Annotated in this window: 8 protein-coding genes; 7 read left to right on the top strand and 1 reads right to left on the bottom strand. The window is 63.4% G+C overall.

Going from position 1 to position 22,877, the window contains the following annotated elements; genetic code table 11:
• Positions 1–288: 288 nt before the first annotated feature.
• The 6 genes from M2334_RS15050 (at position 289) to M2334_RS15025 (ending at position 22,001) form a co-directional block, all read left to right on the top strand.
• The gene (locus M2334_RS15050) at positions 289–2,727 is read left to right on the top strand and encodes an ATP-binding protein (protein WP_264605839.1); all 2,439 of its coding nucleotides are present in this window, start codon (positions 289–291) and stop codon (positions 2,725–2,727) included.
• Positions 2,724–3,113, top strand: a complete 390-nt coding sequence (locus M2334_RS15045; protein WP_264572414.1) for a response regulator — start codon at positions 2,724–2,726, stop codon at positions 3,111–3,113. The genes M2334_RS15050 and M2334_RS15045 overlap by 4 nt, the downstream gene beginning before the upstream one ends.
• A gap of 233 nt (positions 3,114–3,346) precedes the next feature.
• The gene (locus M2334_RS15040) at positions 3,347–4,033 is read left to right on the top strand and encodes a response regulator transcription factor (RefSeq protein ID WP_264605838.1); all 687 of its coding nucleotides are present in this window, start codon (positions 3,347–3,349) and stop codon (positions 4,031–4,033) included.
• A gap of 603 nt (positions 4,034–4,636) precedes the next feature.
• Entirely contained in the window at positions 4,637–6,358 is a 1,722-nt protein-coding gene (locus M2334_RS15035; protein WP_264605837.1) for a ShlB/FhaC/HecB family hemolysin secretion/activation protein, read from the top strand.
• Positions 6,359–6,392: 34 nt separating this feature from the next.
• Entirely contained in the window at positions 6,393–7,163 is a 771-nt protein-coding gene (locus M2334_RS15030) for a SapC family protein (RefSeq protein ID WP_264605836.1), read from the top strand.
• Positions 7,164–7,433: 270 nt separating this feature from the next.
• The gene (locus M2334_RS15025; RefSeq protein ID WP_264605835.1) at positions 7,434–22,001 is read left to right on the top strand and encodes a YDG domain-containing protein; all 14,568 of its coding nucleotides are present in this window, start codon (positions 7,434–7,436) and stop codon (positions 21,999–22,001) included.
• A 60-nt stretch (positions 22,002–22,061) separates the two neighbouring features.
• Here the strand turns inward: M2334_RS15025 and M2334_RS15020 are convergent, their stop codons facing one another.
• Positions 22,062–22,493, bottom strand: coding sequence for a response regulator (locus M2334_RS15020; protein ID WP_264572409.1), 432 nt, complete (start codon positions 22,491–22,493; stop codon positions 22,062–22,064).
• A 125-nt stretch (positions 22,494–22,618) separates the two neighbouring features.
• Between M2334_RS15020 and M2334_RS15015 the strand changes: the two genes are divergently transcribed.
• Complete coding sequence (locus M2334_RS15015; RefSeq protein WP_264605834.1) at positions 22,619–22,852, top strand: hypothetical protein; 234 nt, start codon at positions 22,619–22,621, stop codon at positions 22,850–22,852.
• Positions 22,853–22,877 lie beyond the last annotated feature (25 nt).

The raw sequence follows: 22,877 nt of genomic DNA, 5'->3' as shown, positions 1-22,877 counted from the left end.
TAGTACAAGGAGGGGGGGCGTGCTGAGAGGCTTCGATTTCGGGAGAGCTTTGATGGAACCCGTGTTGCGGCTTGGTCTAATGAGCTTTGATTTCCAAAAAGCCGTGCGATTTGGACAAATCTGAGTGCGCTGCCTCGCAAGTAAACGAAGATTGAGCGGATTCGTCAGTTTTCGATTTATCGGGATGATGCTTTTGGGGCTCGATAACCTCGGGCGAGGAGGAACGGCCGGATGAATCGGCTACAACCGCGCCGACCCCTTGTATGGCTCTTCCTGCTGCCTGCGCTGATGATCCCGCTGCTGCTGGCGTCGACGCTGACCTGGCTGCAGAGCGAATATGACCGTTGGGAAACGCTGCGTCTGGAAGCTCTCGCATCCAACTCCCGCAGAAACCAGGTCAGCGATCTGCTGTCCATCATGCGATCGGCTGAGACAAGCCAGCGGGGCTATGCGATCAGTGGCGATGAGGCGCTCCGAGCCCGATTTGTCGAGGGCGAGCGCGCAACGCGCCGTTTATTGCGCGAGCTGCACAGGGCGTATGGCGGTGACGTCGTCCAGCAAGCCAAGCTATCCGACCTCGATCAGACGGCAGATGCGAAATTCGCCGAGATGGAGGAGGTGATCCATCTGCGTGACACGCAGGGCACTGCCGTCGCGCTTGGTCGGATCAGCGATGGGCAGGGCCAGCGGTTGATGGCCAGGTTTGAACAACTGGCGGGCCAATTGATGCAACGCGAGATCGCCACGGGCGCGCAGCGCGTCCAGGCCGTGCAGGCGCGATCCGCGACCATCCAGCGGGCGATGTGGATCATCCTTGCCATCGGAAGCATTGTGTTAGCCGTCATGCTCTGGTTGCTGTGGCGGCAACGGCAAGCGCAATACCGTATCGCGCTCGCGAGCTACGATGCCGCCAAGCGCAATCAGGCAATCCTCAATGGCACGGCCGATCCGATCCTCATCATCAACCCAAGCGGAACGATCGAGATGATCAATCCCGCCGTCACGCGCACGCTGGGCTATGAGGGGCACGAGCTCGATCGTCGTGACATCAGTGTCGTCACCGATATCGCGCCGGGAAGCGGCAGCTTTCACGAGCGGGTCGGCCTGATCGACGGCGTGTTGAAGGTCAGCTTCTTCCATGAGCAACTTGTGCGCGACCGCAGCGGCAAGATGATCCCGTTCGATATCGCGCTGGGCACCATGCGCTTGCCGGATGGAGACCATCTCGTGATGTCCCTGCGCGACATCACCGAGCGCCGCCGTCTCGACCAGCAGAAAAACGACCTCATCTCCTCGGTCAGCCATGAACTACGCACGCCGCTCACCTCGATCATTGGCGCGCTGTCGCTCCTGAACGCCGAAGCGGGCGGGGAACTGCCCGAAGGCGCGCGCGAGCTGGTCGGCATTGCCGAAAATAACGGCCGCCGCCTGATCCGGCTGATCAACGATATGCTCGATGTTGATCGGATCGAAGCCGGGCGGTTCCAGATGTCGATGGCCCAGGTCGATCTGCGCGATATCGCTTTGCGTGCCTGCGAGAATTTCGACGGGCTTGCCCGCTCGCAAGGCGCCGCATTGACGTGTCATGTGCCGGAGGCGCCGGTGATCGTTGAAGTGGACGACGATCGCATACTTCAGGTGATCGGCAATCTCGTTTCCAATGCGCTCAAATATACGCCGGGGCAGGGCCGTGTACAGATTACCGTGCGCCACGGGCGGCACGATGGCGAGGCAATCGTGCAGGTGGATGACGAAGGGCCGGGCATTGCCGCGGAATTCCGCTCGCGAATCTTCGGCCGCTTCGAGCGCGCCGTCGAGCATGAGGGGACTGCCGGCACCGGTCTCGGACTTGCCATCGCACAGGAGATCGTCAGCCGTCATGGCGGCAAGATCTGGTTTGAGGATCTGCCGAAGGCCGGCACACGCTTCGTTTTCTCGCTCCCTGCATCGGTGTCGGCGACTGTCGCCGACGATCTGGATCTGGAGACCAGCATCCTGATTTGCGAGAGCGACCCGCAGGTTGGGCTTTCCCTGCAATCTGCCCTCGCGAGTGAGGGCTATGCCAGTCACCTCGTCACCAATGCCATGGCAGCCCGCGACGCCATTGCCGAGCATGGTTACACGATGCTGCTGCTGGACATGGCACTGGAAGATGCCAACGCTTTTGAGATCGCGCGTGATCTGCGCCAGCAGGCGGGGCCTGACAGCCTCTCGATTTTGGTGGTGTCACCGCAGGATCTTGAGGCGCCAACGACCCGTCTCTCCCTGGATTTGGTCGATTGGATCGAAAAGCCCGTCGATGTCCTACGGTTGAAGGCTGCTGTCTCCGCCGGTGTCCCGCTTAATAGGAGAGAGCAGCCGACCGTCCTCCATCTCGATGACGACCAGGATACGCTGGACGTGACGGCCATGGCGTTGGCTGGTGAAGCCGAAATCTTCAAGGCCCGCTCGCTGGAGCAGGCCCGCACCCTGCTTGCCAGGCGGCAACCCGACCTGGTGATCCTTGATTATCATTTGGAGCACGGAACGGGGCTCGATCTACTGCCTGACTTATTCACCGCAGATGGTATCGCAATTCCAGTTATCATCTATTCCGCGCAGGACTTGCGGTTCGACGATCTTACTCCGGTCGATGCGGTGCTCCTGAAATCTCGTGCGTCCATGCCCGATCTCAAGGCGACCATTCGCCGGGTGATTGCAGAACGTCACGTCAGGCTCCGGTTATGAGCGGTCAGGCGCCCCTTGCCTTGCTGTATGTCGATGACGACGCGGACATCCGGCATATCGTGAAGCTTGCGGTATCGCTCGATCGCGCGATGGACCTGCGCGCTGCGGGGAGCGCGGCAGAGGCTCTGGCGTTATTGGATGCCAGTGACTGGCGACCGGACGTGATCATGCTGGATGTGATGATGCCGAAAATGAGCGGTCCGGAGTTGATGGGGACGCTGCGCCATGACTATGGGCTTCATGGCAAGCCCTTCATCTTCATCACGGCCATGGGGCGGGAAATGGACCTTGCGAGCTATCGCAAACTGGGGGTGGCGGACATCATCCTGAAACCCTTCAACCCGATCACGCTGGCTCAGCATATTCGCAAGGTCGTCAATATTTGAGGTGCTTCGCGAGACGGCCCTCGCGCTTTTACGCATCAGCAAAGAGACCTCCACCCGTCAGGGTGGCGCACACCCGGTTAGGGCTGGCCAGCAACCAACCCGACCGAAGCGGCGTTTGGGGGTTATGGTAATTTTGGTAATATCTGAGAAAGCATAAGGGTTTAGCGAGGGCATGAGTCATTGAAAGGCGAGAGATAGGAGCCATTATGCCAGACAGTGTCTTAGTAAGCATCGTGGAAGATGATGATGACCTGAGGAGTATATTGAGCCGGTTCTTGTCCGGCGTCGGGATGAAGGTCGCTCCCTTTGCCAATACGGTTGATCTTGACGATGTTTGGCGGGCTGATCCGCCCGATGTCGTGATCCTGGATGTGAATCTTCCGGGCGAGAATGGCATCATGGCTGCGGCCCGGCTTCGGTCATGGTCGCAAGTGGGGATCATCATCCTCACCGGACGCACCGCGGAAGAAGACAAGCTGCTCAGCCTGTCCATGGGGGTCGACCATTATCTGCATAAGCCCGTCAATCTGCGCGAGCTTGAGAGCGTTATCAGAAATCTGGCGCGACGTGTCAGCAAGAGCCGGACAAGCCAGGAAGATCCTGTTGGCGAAAAGGGCTCGTGGCATCTCGACCTGCGCGCCTGGCTTTTGACCGCGCCGAACGGCAAATCGGTCAAGCTCTCCTCGCTGGAGTGCCAGATATTGGCGCCGCTGCTGGAAACGCCCGGGCAAGCGGTTTCTCGTGATGTGTTGAATGCGAACCTTGGGAAAACCCATGTGGACCCGGACAACCGCGCATTGGATGTCCTGATCTCCCGGATGCGCCGACGGGTGGAGGATTTCACCGGCATGGCATTTCCGGTCCGCGCGGCGCGGGGGACCGGCTATGTCGTCACCGCTACCGATCATCCCCGGGCCTGAACCGCACGCCCGAATGGCGCAGCCAGGCCCGCGCGGGGAGTATATATCTCCCAAGGCGCCATATTGAACTGAGCATGATTTTCTCGCGGTGTCGGTTTCCACGCGCCGCTTTTTTTTCTCCGGTCGATGATCCATTTGATGGATGACCGCGCTCCTCTTGCATCCGTTGCCTGAATCCTGAACCTCGCTCGGGGCGCCTCGGCAGTGCGTCGGTGGCGGTGACGCGAGCCGGGTTCTCCGGGCCTTGCAGGTATGCGCGGCGGGATCTGCATCCCTAGTCCTCTCCTTATCGACATTGTCACTGGGATCACCGTCCACCGGGGGAAGCGGGTGGATCGCGTAGATCCCGTTTGCTCGCAGCCACAGGAAGCCGTGCCTCTCATGCTTCACCTTCCTGATACGCAAAAGCCGTTATCATTATTCAAATACATCTTAGATGATACATAGTGAAATATGTAACATAGGGTTACATATATTATGTAACAGGCCAATTTAACTAATTATTAATCAGAATTACTCATTACAGGTCGCAGATTTACTTTCAGACGTGACTTAATGTCTCTTTGTAATTGGCTTGGAATGATGAAACAGACCACAATCTTAATGCTTTCGACGAGCCTTGCCCTTCTGGGTGCGTCGGCGGCTACTGCGCAGACCGCAATTGAACGCAGCCTCCCGCCGGTTCCGGTCGCGCCGGGCGCGCCCATTGCGGCGCCAGACATCGTCCCGGCATCGCAGGACGAGACCCCGCTTGGCGCGACGCTGCGCCACATCGTTCTTCTCTCCGGCACGGATGAGCCGCTCGCCTCCGACGTGGTGCCTGCCGATGGGGTCGACGCCTCGCGCGTTCCCAATCTCGATCGCGCCGGTATCGACAGGGCGTTGCAGTCGTTCATCGGTCAGCCGCTCTCGCGCAAGCTGATCGCCCAGATCCAGGCTGGTATCGCGCGCAAGGCGCGCAGTGTCGGGCGCCCGTTCGTTTCTCTTTCCACGCCTGCACAGGAAATCACCTCTGGCGTCCTGCAAATCCGCGTCACCGAGTTCCGGGTCGGCGACATCAAGGTGCAGGGCGCTGACGGCAAGGCGGCCAAGGCCGTGCGCGATGGCATCCGCCAGAAGTCGGGCGACCCGGTGGAAGCGACCCCACTTGCCGAAGATCTCGACTGGCTCAATCGCACGCCGATGGGTGAAGTCGGTGCGCGTTTCGCGCCGGCGGTGGACCAGGACGGCGTCACCGACCTCACACTGGCCGTGCGTCGCGACCGCCCTGTGCGGGTCTATGGCGGTTGGAGCAATGGCGGTTCGGACTCCACCGGGATTAACCGGTTCTTCCTCGGTGCGATGGCCCGTCTGCCGCTCATCGAGGGGGGCTATGCGTCCTATCAGATCACCGGCAGCACGGATTTCTGGTACAAGGATGGCAGCATTCTTCGCGGTCAGCCCCGCTATGTCGCACAAGGTGGCCGCCTCTATATTCCGACGGCCCCCCGCCAGAATATCGAACTGACGCTGAGCGATGCGCTCACCAATCAGGTCATCAACGCGGACTTCTCGGTTCGCCAGCGCACCCGCGAGGCCACCCTCGGCTATCGCTCGGCGCTGTCCAACCTGGGGCTGCCTGCCGGCTTTGGGGATGTTCTCGCCGGCGTCGAGTTCAAGCGCCAGCGCCGGGACGTCTTCTTCGGCCAGCTGACCGCGCTCTCCGACTCCGCAGATATGTGGCAGGGCCTGCTCGGCCTCTCGAAGGGATGGACGGGCAATGGACGCCAGCTTTCGGTCAGCGGTAACCTCCATGTCAGCCCCGGTGGGCTGAGCGCCCGCAGCTCGGGCGCGCGGCTCGCTGAACTGACCAACGACCGCGTCACGTCTGACCGCTATGCCTATGCGACGCTGGACGTATCCGGCGCGGTTCGCCTGCCGAAGAACTTCGCGCTGACAAGCCAGTTCGCGTTCCAATATGCCCGCCGCCCGCTGCCGCTGCCTGCCCAGATTGGTGTCGGTGGCGAGGGACTGGCCCGCGGCTACACGGCAGATGACGGCAGTTACGATCGCGGCTTCGTGCTGCGCAACGAGCTGCGCCTGCCGCCCTTCGCCCTGCTCGGCAAGGATGACCAGCTTTCTCCCTACCTCTTCAGCGACGTCGCGCATGGGCGCGACATTGCCGCGCGTCGCAACACGACCGTGGCATCGGCGGGCGTGGGTACGGACTACCGCTTCGGCCGGCACCTCTCTGCCGGCATCAATTCGGCCTGGGCTCTCAAGGATGGGATGAGCACACGTTCCGGCGACTGGCGCCTCCAGGCCCGCGTCACCGCCAGCTTCTAAATCACAACCCGACTAACAGCGAAGGACCACTCGCATGACCACGGTTAACAACGACATCGAACTCTCTGGCTCGCAGCTTCTCTACGATCAGCCCGAGGCGCTCCACTCCGAAGTTCACGGCGCCCTGCGCTTTCAGCGCACCGAAGCGGGCTTCCCCCACGCGCGCGAACTGCATCTGGTGCCGCTGCTCGTCGGCGAGTTTCCGCAGGCGATGCGCCACTATCCGATCATCTTCGCGGGTGCCGAGCGCACGCCGCTGGCCGTGATGGGCCTGGCCGAGGGCGAGAACCTGTTCATGACGAACGGCCAGTTCGAGGCCGGCGCCTATGTGCCCGCTTATCTGCGCCGCTATCCCTTCACGCTGGCCGGTGCCGGCGAGGACCAGTTCGTCGTCTGCATCGACCGCGCAGCGCCCGGTTTTGTCGAGGGTGAGGAGGGCGAAGCCCTGTTCTCCGGCGGCGAACCGACCGAATTCACCAAGAACGCCATCGCGTTCCTCGACGAGTTCGAATCCGAGCGCCGCCGCACTCAGACCTTCATCGACATGATCGAGGCTGCCGGCCTGTTCGAGGTCAAGAACACGTTCATCCCGGGTGAAACCCCCGAGCATCTGGCGGACTATTATGCCGTCGCCGAAGAGACGCTGCGCGAACTGCCCGATGCGGTGCTCGCCGACCTCGTCAAGCGTGGCGCCCACGCGATGATCGACATGCACCTGGTTTCGCTGCAGCGCTGGGACGATCTCATCGTCCGCCGCGCGGCGCGCCGCCAGGCCGAGGAACAGCCGGTGGCCGAAGCCGCCTGAGAAGGGCCGCCTGACCACCCATGATCCCCCGAAGGATGGCGGCCGGCACAATCCCCAGCCGGCCGCCATCCGCCCCAGAAGATTTCCGCTGCGCCACGCAGCACGCTGATTTCCGCCGCGCTACGCGGCACCGGATTTTCCGCCGCCCAGAGCGGCCCACACATGAAACGCCCGCCCGGGAAGGCCCGCAGCAGGCACCGAAACCAGAGCGATCTTCCCCGCCCTTTCGGCGGCCGGACCACTGCGCTCACAGAAGATGGGATTGATACGATGACCACTCGCTCTCAGGCTCGCCGCGCCGCACTCATTTCCAAGCCGTTGTTCGGCCTGTCGCTGTGCGCGTTCGTGCCGCTGGCGCCTGTCTACGCACAGACATTGCCATCGGGCGGGTCCGTGGTGGTCGGCTCTGCGACGATCAACGCGGGCGCGGGACGGACGGACATCCGCCAGACGACCGAGAAGGCCATCATCGAATGGAATGACTTCTCGATCGGCCAGGGCGGCACCGTCGCGATCGACAATGGCAAGGGCGCTACGTTGAACCGCGTGACCGGCGCCGCAGCCTCCAGCATCGACGGGCTGCTGCAATCGACGGGATCGGTCTACCTCATCAACCGCAACGGCATCGTCATCGGCAAGAGCGGTAAGGTCGATGTGGGCGGCAAATTCGTCGGCTCCACGCAGGACATCAGCAACGAGAGCTTCATGGCCGGCGGCAGCCAGACGCTGGCGGGTGCGAGCGAAGCCTCCATCGTCAACTATGGCAAGATCGGCAGCCTGGGCGGCGATGTCGTGCTGGTCGCCGCGAAGGTGGACAATCAGGGCGCGATCGAGGCGGCGAACGGCTCGGTGGGCCTGCTGGCCGGCTATCAGGTGATGCTGCGCGACCAGGCGGACCGGGACGGCAAGTTCTCGGTCGTCGTCGGCGGCACCGGCACCTCCGTCACCAATGCGGGCCAGCTCAAGGCCGCAGAGGCCGAGTTGCGCGCGCAGAGCGGCAATATCTATGCCCTCGCCGGCACCAGCGGTGCGATCAACGCCCAGGGTGTGTCCGCGCAAGGCGGGCGCATCTTCCTCACTGCCGGTGAAGGCGGCGAGGTTTCCATCGCCAGCACGCTCACCGCGAAGAAGGCCGACGCCACCGGCGGCGCCATCGAAGTGACCGGCAAGAACATCCTGCTCGATCAGGGCGCCAAGCTCGACGCCTCCGGCACGACCGGCGGCACCGTGCTCGTCGGCGGCGACTGGGAGGGCGGCCACAATGCCGACACCCGCCTGCTCGACCGCGACATTCAGCGCGCGCAGGCCGTGGTCGTCGCACCCGATGCGAAGATCGACGTGACCGGTTCGGCCGGCGCGGGCGGCAAGGCCGTGCTCTGGTCCGACAATTTCACTAATTTCCACGGCACCATCGACGCCAGCGGCGCCACCGACGGCGGCCGGGTCGAAACCTCGTCCAAGAATGTCCTCCAGGCCGTCGGCACCGTCGATGCCAAGGCCGGCACCGGCAAGGCGGGCGAGTGGCTGCTCGATCCTGCCAGCGTCACCATCTCCACGGCGGCGGATGCCTCCGCCACCTATGCGGGCGGCACCTACACGCCGATTGCCAGCACCTCCACGATCAACGTCACCAACCTCAACGGGCGGCTCAACAGCGGCACCAATGTGACGATCACGACCGGCGGCGCCGGCGTTTCGGGCGGCACGGGCGACATCACGCTGGCCTCGGGCGCCAACATCAGCAAGACGGCAGGCGGCGACGCCGCGCTGACGCTGAAGGCGGACGGCAACATCATCCTGAACGGCACGATCGCCTCGACCGCCGGCAAGCTGACCGTCAACCTGAACAGCCGCGCCAACGATGCCGCCACCGGCTATGTGAAAGTCTTCAACGACATTTCCACCAATGGCGGCGACCTCAACATCTGGGGCGGCAGCGGCGCGGTGGGCAGCGGCGCGGCGATCAGCAATCTCGGTGATACTGCGGGCGTTTGGTTCAATGGCTACAATCTCAATGGTCTGATCGACCTTGGCAGCGGCTCGCTCAACGTGAGCGGTAGCAGCATCGCCCCGACATACAGCAGCGATGCCACCGTCGGCGTCAGGCTCTACAATACAAATATCCGTGCGGGTGGCGCGATCACCATCACCGGTACGAGCCTGAACGGGAGCGGGATCAGGGTTGATCGGAACGGCACAGGTCCGTTCGACATCGCCGGCGGCAATGGCCCGATGACACTGACCGGCACCTCGTCTGCTACCTATGGCTCTGGTTTTTCAACCTATCAAGGCCTCGGCTTCACCTCGGTCAATGGCGACATTTCGATCAAGGGGACCAACACCAACACCTCGGCCGGCTATTATGGCGTGGATCTTTACGGTGCGCGGGTGGCGACGACCGGGACCGGCAGCATCAGCATCGACGGCACCACCAGCGCTACTACCGAACCGGCGGCCAATACCGGCCAAGGCACCCGTCTCACGAATACGGCTACGATCACGACGGCCAGCGGCGCCATCACGGTCAAGGGCACCAGCGTGACCAACTCCGGTCTGTTGCTGGAACTCGGCGGCGGAGGCTCCATCACCTCGACCAGCGGCAATATCAGCCTGATCGGCGCCAGCACCAGCAGCACGCTCTCCAAGGAAGCGATCCTGTTCGGCGTCGGCAACATCACGATCACGACCGGCGGCACCGGCGCCTTGTCGATCGTCGGCACCTCGGCCGCAAATGGTTACGGCACTGCCAACTCCACGGGTACCAAGGCGACAATTCGCGCGGGCATGGGAGGCAGCCTATATCCGACGCTGAATCTGAGCGCCGGCACGGGCGGACTGACGATCCGCGCCAACGGCACGGCGGCGGGCACCAACAGCATCGATCTGGTGACCGGGACGGCAGATGGGAGCTCGCCAAAGTCGTACATCAAGAGCGCCGGCGCCATCGATATTTATGGCAAAAACAAAGTCAATCTGGACACCGTCAACCTCGCTATCCAGCAGACCGGCCCCACCGGCACTGTGTCCATCGCCAGCGATGAGGCCATCAGGTTCGGCGCGCTGACCACCGCGACCAACGATGCCATCACGCTGAGCGGCGGGTTGGGCTGGGATTTTGATGCGTACAACTCCACCACGATGAGCGGCAACAGCGATCTGTATGTGCTTTCGCCGAATGGTGGCGGCAATATTGGCAAGATCGTCAAGACGTCATCCGCCACTGGCGCCAGCAAGGTGATCGTGCGCACCAAGTTACGGCTCGCCAGCAATTATGGCATTACGGCCGCGTCCGGCGCAGGCAAGATGGACGTGACGCTGAACAGCAATTTCGACGACAGCAACTCCAGCAGCAGCTATATCGACATCGCCTCCGCCATCACCACCCAAGGCGGTGACGTGATCGCCTATGGCACCTCTACGCTCGGCGGCTTTGCGCTGGGCAACACCGGCAGTTCCGGTGTGCGAGTGGCGGGAACGATTGACGCGCGCCGCGGCACGACCGCCGGCGGCACTGTCAGCCTCTATGGCAGCGTCACGAATCCGAGCAACCCCGCTCAGACTGGCAATGGCGTAAGGCTAAGCGAAGGCGCCAACATCCTCACGGCGGGGACGGGCGGCATTACGCTCGTCGGCGATTCGGGAGCCCTCGGCGGATCAACCCCGGATGAACGCTCAGGGATTTTCCTGGGGACCAACATCCTCAGTTCCGGCAGCGGTGGCATCACGCTCACCGGCACTTCGGCCGCTGGCCATGGCATATATTTCCTCACGGACACGAATACCACAATGAACGCGGGAGTCGGCACGCTGACTCTGAACGGCTCGGCTCAGAATCTGGCTGGTATTGCTCGCAGCAGCGCCGGGGCCGCCACTTTCACCGGCAATGACGTGGTCCTCACTGGCCAGACGACCTCCGGCGTTAATGTGGGCGCGAGCTTCTCCGGCACCGGCGCCGTGACGATCGACGGCACCAACAGCGTGACCCTGCTGGGGGATAGTGCCGGCGTTGGCATCAGCTTTGGCGCTCCGGTCGATCTGAAGGCGGGCGCGGGCGGCGTGACGATTTCGGCGCCGCGCTCGGGCAGCGGCTATAATGGCTTCCAATCCAGCAATGCCGCCTCCAAGATCAGGTCTGGTGGCGTGATCGACATCACCAGCGCGGGCAGCATCAACATTGCCGGCACCATCTCTCAGACGGCCGGTGGAGCCAGCCGCATCGTCGCCAATGGCGGCGCGGTGACGCTGGGCAGCAACGTGACTATCGACGCCAACGATCTGCTGGTCGAGGCGAAGGATGGCAACCTCACCACGCAGGCACTGACGGTGAGCAGTGGCGCCTTGACGGCGAAGAGCAGCAAGAACCTCAATATTTCCGGTGTGACTACCGTCTCCGGTGCGCTCACCGTGTCGTCCGCGACCACCACCGTCATCACCGGCAATATCAACCAGACCGGAACCAGCGGCGCCGTGGCGATCAGCGCGGCCAGCGATGTGACGACCGGCGCGATCGGTCTGGCCACGGCCAATGCGACCAACATCACGTCCGGCGGCACGCTCTCGACCGGCACGATCACGCTCAATGGCAGCAGCGCCGTGACGCTCTCGGCGGTCAACAACCTCACGCTCGCCACGGTGAACAAGGTCGCCGCCGCGACGGGGGCCTCCAGCCTGACCGCCAAGTCGAACGGCAACGTCACCGTTTCCAGCGCGATCACCGCCGCGAGCGGCGCAGGCAAGCTGGACGTGACCCTGGTCTCCCGCGCGGCCGATGCGGCGACGGGCACCATCACCGTCAGCAACGGCATCACGACGCAGGGCGGCAACATCCTGCTGCGTGGCGGATCGGCAGCGGTGTCTCCGCTGCTCGACCCGACGGTGGATCTGGCGGCCTATACGGCGGCGATGCTGGCGACGGGCACGACCATCGACATCAGCTCTTCCAGCGCGGCCTTCACGGCCGGCGGCGGCGACATCGAGATGCGCGCGCTCGGCAGCAATAACGCCAATACGGGCCTCAATCTGATAAACAAGACGCTCGCCACCACCGGCACAGGCAGCCTGCGGCTGTATGCGCTGGGACGGGCCAGCGACTATTATCCGGTGCAGACCAACTCCACGACCAACCTCAGCACCGCGAGCGGCGACCTCATCGTCATGGGCGCCAGCCGCTATGTCGGCAACGACTTGGGTGTTTACCTGAACGGTGGCGCGATCAGCAGCACGGGCGGCGCGATCACCATCAGCGGCGTCGGCAATGGCTCCTCCTCCGCCACATCAAGTTACGGCGTGCTGATGAACACGAACGCCACCGTGGCCGTTTCGGGCGCCAAGGCGCTGACGATCAACGGGCGCGGCGGCGCGGCCACCGCCAACGGCACCGGCATCTCCATCTCTGGTGGCGCCGCCGTGCGCTCCACGGCTGCTGGCGCGATCAACCTCACCGGCTTCGGTGGCGGTGCCGCCGGCAGCGCGGCGCTTACCCATAGCGGCATCTTCTTCGACGGCGCGAACAACGTCGCCGTGGTCAATGCCACGGGCTCCGGTCCGGTGACCCTCACCGGCCGGGCAGGCAACGCCAACAGCTATGGCATCTACCAGGGCAACACCGGCGCCGCGACGCTCGGCACCGCAGCCTATACGGGCAATCTGACGCTCGTCGCCAACAGCATGTTCCTCAACGCCAAGAACGGCGCCACCCCGGTCGCCGCCAAGCTGCTGACCAAGGGCGTGCTGACCCTGCGCGCCGAGGATGGCGGCAATCTGACGCTCGGCTCGGATATCTACGCCGGCTTCATCAACAATAATGTGCTGACCGGCGCCTATAGCGGCATCGTCTTCGGCGGAACGACGGGCACCGGCACGGGCCTGACGCTCTACACCCAGACGGGCGCGAGCATCTATGCGATCCCGGTCACCCTTGCGGGCACCGGCACGGTGAGCGTCACCGGCGACACCGATAACAAGCCGCTGATCGCCAATGGCGGCCTGGCGCTGGCAGGCAGCGGTCTGTTCACCCAGTCCGTGGACATCAGCGCCAGCCAGCTCACCGGCAGCGCGGGCACCGTCTCGTTCAACAACAGCGGCAACACCATCGGCAAGCTCGGCCCGATGTCGCTGACGAACAAGCTGGACCTATTCACCAGCAGCGCGCTGGAGATCAACGGCGCCGTGACCACCGGCAGCGCGGTCATCCGCTCGGTCGGCGACCTGACCATGACGTCGGGCAGCAGCGTCTCGGCGAGCGGGGCCAACACGTCCCTGCAGCTTGTGACCAACGGCAAGTTCTTCAACAACAGTGGTGCAAGCGCGCTCTCCGCCGCCAATGGCCGCTGGCTGATCTGGCTGCAGGATCCGACCAACGATGTCGGCGGGCTCCCCTACAGCTTCCGCCAATATGGCGCGTCCTATGGCATCACCGCTCCGGCGCAGACCACCGGCAATGGCGTGATGTACAACCAGATGCCGCTGCTCAGCATCTCGCTGAAGGACAATGTCACCAAGGTTTATGACGGCACGACCGACGCCTTGCTGACCCAGACCAACTTCCTCGTGACGGGCCTGCTCGGCAACGACAAGGCGACGGTCTACGCGCTGGGCAGCTTCGATAACAAGAATGTCGGCGCCTCCAAGACGGTGACGGCGGACGAGATGGCGGTGGTTGTGCGCGATGGCGCTATCCGCATCTACGGCTATGGTCTGGCGAACTACACGGCCTCCGCCGTCATGGGCAGCATCACGCCGCGTGCGCTGACGGCCAGCCTGACGGGCGGGATCACCCGCGCATATGACGGGACGACCACCGCCTCGCTCAGCGCCTCCAACTATGCGCTGGCGAATGCGGTAAGCGGTGACTCGGTGTCGCTGGTGATGCCGACGACCGGCCTCTATGACAGCAAGAACGCCGGTACCGGCAAGACGGTGACCGTCTCCGGCCTGGCGCTGACCGGGGCCGACGCCGCGAATTACACGGTGAACACGGCAGCCACGGCCAGCTTCGGCGTGATCTCGGCCAAGCAGCTGGGGGCCTCGCTCACCGGCGCCTCCAACAAGGTCTATGACGGCAACACATTGGCTTCGATCACGGCGTCCAATGTCGCCATGACCGGCGTCGTCTCGGGCGACGCCGTGTCACTAGCCGCGGGTCTGGTCGGGCTCTATGGCGACAAGAATGCCGGCACCGGCAAGTCGGTCACGGCCTATGGCCTAAGCCTCACCGGCGCGGATGCGGCGAACTACACGATTGCGGGCTCCGTCACCGGCAACATTGGCGCGATTGCCCGCAAGACCCTCTCGGCCTCGCTCGTCGGCCCTGTCACCAAGGTTTATGACGGCAGCGCCACGGCAACCATTTCAGGTACTAATCTGAATGGTGTGGTGGCGGGCGATGCGGTCACCGTCTCGTCGACGTCCGCCAGCTATGATAGCAAGAATGTCGGCACGAACCGGCTGGTCACCGCAACCGGTCTGGCGTTGGCCGGAGCGGACTCGTCCAACTACACGCTCGGCAGCACCAGCACCTCCGGCTATGTGGGCACCATCACGGCGCGCACCGTCACGGTGGGCACGACCGGCCATGGCAGCAAGACCTACGATGCCGCCACTGGGCTCACCGGTGCGCAGCTTTCCGGCGTCGGCTTCACGCTGGCGCAGGGCGACAGCGCAACGCAGGCGCTCCTGTCCGCTGACGGGGTCACGCTGGACAGCAGCGGCATTTCCGGCATGCTGGCCGACAAGAATGCCGGCACCGGCAAGTCGATGACGGTCTCCGGTTACAGCCTCATGAACAACGGGCTGGGCAACTATGTGCTCAGCTCCACCTCGGCGAACGGCATTGCGGATGTGGCACGCGCCGCGCTGACCATGACCGCGTCGAGCATGAGCAAGACCTATACCGGGACCACCAGCTCGATCGGCACGGTGACGATTTCCGGCCTGAAGGGCAGCGACACGGCGTCGGCCACGCAGGCGTATGACAGCAAGAATGCGGGCAGCCGCCTGCTCCAAGTCCAGAATGGCTATGTCGTCAACGATGGCAATGGCGGTCTGAACTATATCGTCAGCCGTATCGACGCAGCCGGAACGATCTACAAGCGCGCGGTCAGCACGACGGTCCACGCCAATGATAAGGTGTATGACGGCACGACGAGCGCCACCGGTACGTTCGACCCGCTTTCGGGTGTGATATCCGGCGACATCGTCGCGGCGAGCGGCACGCTCAGCTTCGCGGACAAAAACGCCGCCAACGGCAAGGCAGTCAGCGTGGCTGGCGCCGTCCTGACCGGTGCGGATGCGGGCAACTATGTGCTCGATCCGATCGCCAACGGCACGGCCAACATCACCCGCGCCAATCTCGTGCTGACCGCCGTGAGCGACAGCAAGAGCTATGACGGCACGGTCGCCTCTTCCGCTGCGGTCCAGGCGCTTGGCCTGGCAGCCGGGGACAGCTTCACGGCAACCCAGGCGTTTAACACGCGCGATGCGGGGTCGCGCACCCTGCAGGTGCAGGCCGGCTGGTCCGTGAACGACGGCAATGGCGGCAACAACTATGTCACCACCTTTGGCTCGGCCGCATCCGGCACGATCGCTCGCAAGGTGCTGACCGCGACGGCCATCGTCAACAACAAGGTCTATGACGGCACGACGACGGCTACGGGCGACCTCTCCTCGCTGGGCGGGATCGTCGGCACCGATCAGGTGCTGCTGGACAAGACCAATGGCAGCCTGGCCTTCTATGACCGCAATGCGGGCATCAACAAGGCGGTGACTGCTACCGGTTATGCCTTGGGCGGCACCGATGCGCACAACTACACGCTGAGCAGCATTGCCAACAGCAGCGCGACGATCAGCCAGGCGCAGCTCGTCCTCTCTGCAGTGACCGACATGCGCCAGTATGACGGCACGACCGCTTCGGCGGGCGCGGTGCAGGCCAGCGGCCTGATCGCGGGCGACGGCTTTGTGGCGACGCAGCGGTTCGACGGCTTCAAGGCCGGCGCACACACGCTGCAGGTCGATAGCTACACGGTGTTCGACGGCAATGGCGGCGGCAACTATCTGGTGGGCTATGGCGCCATGGCCAACGGCACGATCAGCCAGCGCGTCCTGCAGGCGACTGCGGCGGTCCAGAACAAGGTCTATGATGGCACGACGACGGCCACGGGCACTTTCAGTGGCCTTGGCAATACCATCACGGGAGACGATGTATCGCTGGATCACAGCGGCGCGACCCTTGCCTTCTATGATCGCAATGCCGGCGTCGGGAAGACCGTGACGGTCTCGGGCGCAACGCTCTCCGGCGCGGACGCGGCGAACTACACGCTGAGCGACATTGCCGACGGGACGGCGACGATCTCCAAGGCGACGCTCAACCTCACGGCGGTGTCGGAGTCACGGGTCTATGACGGCACGACCGGCTCGACGGGCGTTGTCCTCTCCAGCGGCCTCATCGCCGGCGACAGCGTGACCGCGACCCAGGCGTTCAACAGCAAGAATGCGGGCAGCCGCACATTGCAGGTCGATCACTGGACGGTCGAGGATGGCAATGGCGGTGGCAACTATGCCGTCGTCCTTGGCACGGCGGCCAGCGGCAGCATCGCGCAGAAGCTGCTCTCCGGCTCGCTGACCGGCACGGTGAGCAAGGTCTACGACCGCACCACCAGCGCGACGCTGCAGCCTGTCAATATTGCCGGCGTGATCGCCGGGGACGATCTGGTCGTCACCACCGCCAGCGCCGATTTCGCCAATGCGAATGTCGGCACCGGTAAGACGGTCACCGTCTCAGGCATGCAGCTCACGGGCACCGATGCCGCCAACTATGTGCTGAATGCCACCTCGGCTTCTGCGGACATCGGCACGATCACGCCGCGTCAGGTCAACGTGACCGTGACCGGCCATGGCAGCAAGACCTATGACGGCAACGCCAACCTCGCGCTCTCGCAGTTCGGCAGTCTGGCGCTGATCCTCGCCGATGGTGATGCCGCGACGCAAGGCATGCTGAGCGCCGACGGCCTGGGGCTCGACTCTTCGACCCTGTCGGCAGCGTTTGCAGACCGCAATGCCGGCAATGGCAAAGCTGTGACGCTGAGCGGCTTCTCGCTCACCAACAACAGCCTGGGCAATTACGCCCTCACCTCGACATCCGCCTTGGGTCTGGCCGACATCGCTCGGGCGACCCTGACACTTAATGCCGTATCCGACAGCAAGATCTACGACGGCACGACGACATCGAACGGCGTGGTGCAGTGGAACGGTCTGTTTGCAGGCGACAGCCTGAGCGCCACCCAGGCGTTCGACAGCAAGAATGCCGGCAATCGCCAGCTTGTCGTCGACCACTTTACCATCGATGACGGCAATAACGGCGCCAACTACTTTGTGGTGCGCAACACGGCTGCGGGCACCATCTCGCGCAAGCAGATCAGTGCCACGCTCACCGGCGCCGTTAGCAAGGTGTATGACGGCACGACGACGGCGATCCTGCTTCCGAGCAACCTCGTCGATATCGTGTCGGGCGATGCCGTCGCGGTGACCGCCAGCACGGCGAACTATGCGGACAGAAATGTCGGCACCGGCAAGCTGGTCACCGTGTCCGGCATCCAGCTGAGCGGCGCCGATGCGGCGAACTATGATCTGCTGAGCGACAATGCCTCCGCTTATGTGGGGACGATTTCCGCCCGCCAGATCACCGTCTCCGCGACGGGCCTCGGCACGAAGACCTATGATCGCACCGATATTCTGGGCAATAACCAGCTCGGCAGCATTGCCCTGCTGATTGCCGATGGCGACAGTGCGACCCAGAATCTGATGGCTGCGGACGGGATCGGGGTCGATCTTTCGGGGATGACCGGAGCGCTGGCTGATCGCAATGCCGGAACCGGTAAGAGCGTGACGTTGAGCGGGTATACGCTGACCGGCAATGACTTCGGCAATTATGTCTTCGCATCGTCCTCGGCCTTTGGTGTCGCTGACGTTGCCCGCGCCGCCCTGACGCTCAATGCTGTCTCCGATCAGAAGGTCTATGATGGCTCTGAAAGTTCGGACGGAGTGGTGCAGATCGTCGGCCTTATTGCGGGAGACAGTGCCACCGCCACCCAGGCGTTCAACAGCAAGAATGCCGGCAATCGTCTACTCGTCGTACAGAACGGTTATGTCATCAATGACGGCAACAACGGGGCCAACTATCTGGTCGACTTCGGAACGGCCAACGGCATCATCGACCGCCGGACGACCAGCACCACGGTGTCCGTCCAGAACAAGGTCTATGATGGCACCACCACGGCCACCGGCACGTTCAGCGCGCTCACCAATCTGGTGACTGGCGACCATGTCGAGGCAGCCGGGACACTGGCCTTCGCCGATCGCCACGCCGGCATCGGCAAGACGGTGACTGTCTCCAACCCGGTGCTGACCGGTGCGGATGCCAGCAACTACATCCTCGATCCGGTGGCGGACGGCACCGCCGACATCCTCAAGGCCAATCTGGTGCTCACCGCCAGCGCAGACAGCAAGGTCTATGACGGCACGAACGCCTCTGGCGGAACGGTTGTGGCCAGTGGCCTCATCAGTGGCGACCTCGTCACCGCGACCCAGTCGTTCGACAGCCGCAACGCGGGCGTCCGGGCGCTGCAGGTCGAGAATGGCTGGAGCGTGCAGGACGGCAATGGTGGCCACAACTATGCGGTCGTGATCGGATCGGCCACGGCCGGCACCATCACCCCCAAGACGATCACCGCCACGGCGACGGTCGGCAACAAGGTCTATGACGGCACCACCGCTGCAATCGGCACCTTCGCCGATCTGGACGGGGTGATCGGCACGGATCAGGTTCACCTCAACGACGCCAATGGCCGGTTGACATTCATCGACCGCAATGCGGGCTTCGGCAAGGCGGTGGTCGCCACCGGCTATCTGCTGGAAGGGTCGGATGCGGCGAACTACACGCTCAATTCCATCGCCAACGGCACGGCCGACATCTACAAGGCCAGCCTGGTGCTCAACGCAACCAGTGCCAGCAAGGTCTATGACGGCACCACGCTGTCGAACGGCCTCGTGCAGGCGGTCGGTCTCATCGCGGGCGATACCGTCATCGCGACGCAGGAATATGACCAGCGTCAGGCGGGCACCCGCACGCTCACCGTGCAGAACGGCTACGCGGTCTATGACGGCAATGGTGGTAACAACTACGCCGTCTCGCTCGGCTCGACCGCTAGCGGCACGATCACGCAAAAGGTGCTGAACGCCGGCGCGATCGTGAATGACAAGGTCTATGACGGCACCACGACCCTCGCGGGAAGCTTCGACGGCCTTGTCGGCGTCATCGGCAATGATCTGGTCTCGCTGGATGACAGCAACGGGCACATGGCCTTCATCGACCGCAATGCCGGCAACGGCAAGAGCGTGATCGTCTCGGGCCTTGGCCTCTCCGGTGCGGATGCAGCCAACTATGTGCTGAGCAATGTCGCCAACGGCACGGCCAATATCCTCAAGGCGAACCTGACGCTGACAGCCTCTGGCGACAGCAAGGTCTATGACGGCACCACCGGGTCCACCGGGACCGTGACGATCACCGGCCTCGTCGATGTCGATACCGCCACTGCCACGCAGTCGTTCGACAGCAAGAATGCGGGCAACCGCACGTTGACGGTCACCGGCTGGACGATCAACGACGGCAATGACGGTAATAACTATATCCGCAATATCGTCACGGCGTCGGGCGACATCACGCAGAAGATGCTGAGTGGCGCACTAACCGGGACCGTCACCAAGGTCTATGACGGGACTGACAACGCCACGGTGCTGCCGATCAATCTCGATGGGGTGATCGCCGGCGATGCGCTGACGCTCACCACGGCTGGCGCTCATTATGACGATCGCAATGCCGGCACCAACAAGATGGTGTCGGTGGGCGGCATGACCCTGAACGGCGCGGATGCCGGCAACTATGTCCTGCTGCAGGATTATGCCGCAGCCAATATTGGCACGATCACGCCGCGGGCCATCACGGTGACGGTCTCCGGTGCGGGCACCAAAACCTATGACGGCACCACATTGCTCGGCACGCACCAGCTCGGCACGATCGGGTTCACGCTCGCCGATGGCGACACGGTAACCCAGGATCTGCTGAGCGCCGATGGCGTGTTCCTCGACACCTCCGGCGTGACCGGCCTGCTGGCCGATCGCAACGCAGGCACCGGCAAGGCGGTCACGCTCTCGGGTTACGCCCTGACCAATAACGGTTACGACAATTATGTGCTGGCGGATGGCTCTGCCCTTGGCATCGCGAACATCGCTCGTGCGGCTCTGACGCTCGGCACTGTCTCCGATAGCAAGACCTATGACGGCACCGATGCCTCCTCCGGCCAAGTGCTGATCACGGGGCTGGTGCAGGGTGACATGGCTCAGGCGACGCAGGCGTTCGACAGCCGCAATGCCGGCAACCGCACGCTGCGGGTCAACAACTGGACCCTCGACGACGGCAATGGCGGCGCCAACTATATCGTGGGCTTCGACACCGATGCGACCGGCACCATTGCCCAGCGGCTGATTGCCACGGTGGCCCATGCCAACGACAAGGTCTATGACGGCACGACCGCCGGCACGGGCGAGTTCGATCCGCTCACCGACGTGGTGACGGGCGACCATGTCGCGTTGACCGGCGCCACCTTCACCTTTGCCGATCGCAATGCGGGAACCGGCAAGGTGGTCACGGTGTCGAGTGCCGGGCTCTCCGGTGCGGATGCCGGCAACTATGTGCTCGACACCATCGCGCCGCTGGTGGCCGCCATCTCGCCCAAGGCCCTCTCGGCACGGTTCGTTGGCACTTTGGTCAAGGGCTATGATGGCGCCGATCTGGCCAGCTTCTCGGCCAGCGACGTGGCTCTCGATGGGCTGATCACCGGCGACCAAGTGGTTGCGAACGGCACGGCGCGTTATGCCGACCGGAACGCTGGCACTGTCAAGATGGTCTCGGTTGCCGATCTGGCCCTGAATGGTGCGGATGCCGGCAACTACACGGTCAGCCCTGCTCTTGCCGGCGCCGTGGGTACGATCAACCAGCGCCAGATCAGCATCGTCTTCGCCGATCAGAGCAAGGTGCGCGGCACGGTCGATCCCGCCTTCACCTACACGCTCGGCGGCGAGGGCATGGTCGCGGGTGACCACCTCACCGGCAGTGCATCGCGTGTCGCAGGTGAAGCGGTCGGCAATTACGCCATCGGACTGGGTTCGCTGTCGGCCGGCGGCAACTATGCGCTGAGCGTCACGCCGGGCAATTTCGCGATCCTGGCATCGGCTTCCGGTGGGAATGGGTCCGGTAATGGCGGAACCGGGAATGGTGGGTCTGGCAACGGTGGGTCCGGCAATGGCGGTTCGGGTAACGGCGGAAGCCCGCTGCCTTCCACCGTTATCGATGCAGCTCATGGTGCGGCCGATACGGCCTCGCAGAGCACCCCGCCGAGCAACACGTCGGCTTCGACCGCACCCGTGCGGGGCGGCGCCGGGTTCGATCCGGGCGCGGTGTTCGGCTGGGGCGGTGCGAACCAGTTGCCCGGTACGATCCCCGTCAACGTGCAGGTCGGCTATAACGATGGATGGGCCGATGCCGGCCAGACCATCACTGGCCCGGGTGAACTTGGCCGCACCGGCGTCGCCAATGCCGATGGCGCTGCGACGAACGGGAATGGCCAGAGCAGCGAGCAGGGCACAGTCGAGGCCTCGTCCGATGAAGAACTGGTCTGCAAGAGCGGAACCGAACAGCAGGATTGCAGGGTCACGGTGAAGGGAAGTGGTCTCCCCTATCCGACCAATCGGGTGATCTCGCCAAGTCTGCGCTTCATCCGGCGCTGACGGGGCACCCGGCAATCCAGCCAGAAGGCACGGACGCAACAGTGTCCGTGCCTTCTTCTTTCAGTCAGGGAATGGCGCGGCTGGGTCTGAGGACAGCTGGCGGCCCAGCATCCGCAAAATATCCAGCGCCAGCATGTCGGGATCGAAGGGTTTTTTGAGCGTGCCGAGGATTGGCCCATCGCTGGCGCGCCACTGCTCGGTGAGTTCGGCATTGGCGGTGAAGAAGATGATCGGGGTTTGCTGGTCTGTTCGCCGCACCCGACGGGCTGTCTCCAGGCCATCAAGGCCGGGCATCATGACATCGAGCAGAATGACGTCCGGCTTGCACGCCGGATCGGCGAGCCGTGCAAGCAGCGCTGCGCCGCTGTTCACGTCCTGCACCTCGAAGTCAGGGACGCGGGCCAGCAGACGCGTTACGACGACTCGAAGATCATCCTCATCGTCTGCATAGAGTATTTGGGTGGATTTTTCGACGCTTGCGACCTGCGGCATGTCTTTACCCTATCCAGTGCGAACGGCCTGAAGCCGAACGGCGGGCTTATTTTCCCCCGTTTAAAAGCCTTCCCTATCGTGCAATCAATAGCAGACGATCATCTGCGACAAATTTATATGGTGTCATGATGGAACAGCCGAAAAATTTGGACTCACCCACGACGCTGTCGGTCGCGCGTGTGCGGGAGCTGCAGCACAAGATGCGGAACAAATTAGGCGTCATGGATGGAACGTTCGAACTCATGCATCCGCCGACAGAAATTCGCGATTCTCAGGAGGCGGAGGATATCGACCGTTTCAAGCGGGCGTCAAAGTCTCTTCATGAGCTTATTGAAGAACTATCCAGCACAATAACTTAGTTAACATAAATTAATACTGTGTGGC

The sequence above is a fragment of the Sphingobium sp. B11D3D genome (genome assembly GCF_025961755.1).
Taxonomy (GTDB): Bacteria; Pseudomonadota; Alphaproteobacteria; order Sphingomonadales; family Sphingomonadaceae; genus Sphingobium.
The sequence above is the reverse complement of the archived record's forward strand: the minus strand, read 5'-3'. Positions and strand labels throughout refer to the sequence as shown.

Bases quoted from the DNA above. Each gene is read 5' to 3' on its own strand.
- M2334_RS15050 (WP_264605839.1), top strand. From the start codon at position 289: ATGATCCCGCTGCTGCTGGCGTCGACGCTGACCTGGCTGCAGAGCGAA.
- M2334_RS15045 (WP_264572414.1), top strand. From the start codon at position 2,724: ATGAGCGGTCAGGCGCCCCTTGCCTTGCTGTATGTCGATGACGACGCG.
- M2334_RS15035 (WP_264605837.1), top strand. From the start codon at position 4,637: ATGCTTTCGACGAGCCTTGCCCTTCTGGGTGCGTCGGCGGCTACTGCG.
- M2334_RS15030 (WP_264605836.1), top strand. From the start codon at position 6,393: ATGACCACGGTTAACAACGACATCGAACTCTCTGGCTCGCAGCTTCTC.
- M2334_RS15025 (WP_264605835.1), top strand. From the start codon at position 7,434: ATGACCACTCGCTCTCAGGCTCGCCGCGCCGCACTCATTTCCAAGCCG.
- M2334_RS15020 (WP_264572409.1), bottom strand. From the start codon at position 22,493: ATGCCGCAGGTCGCAAGCGTCGAAAAATCCACCCAAATACTCTATGCA.
- M2334_RS15015 (WP_264605834.1), top strand. From the start codon at position 22,619: ATGATGGAACAGCCGAAAAATTTGGACTCACCCACGACGCTGTCGGTC.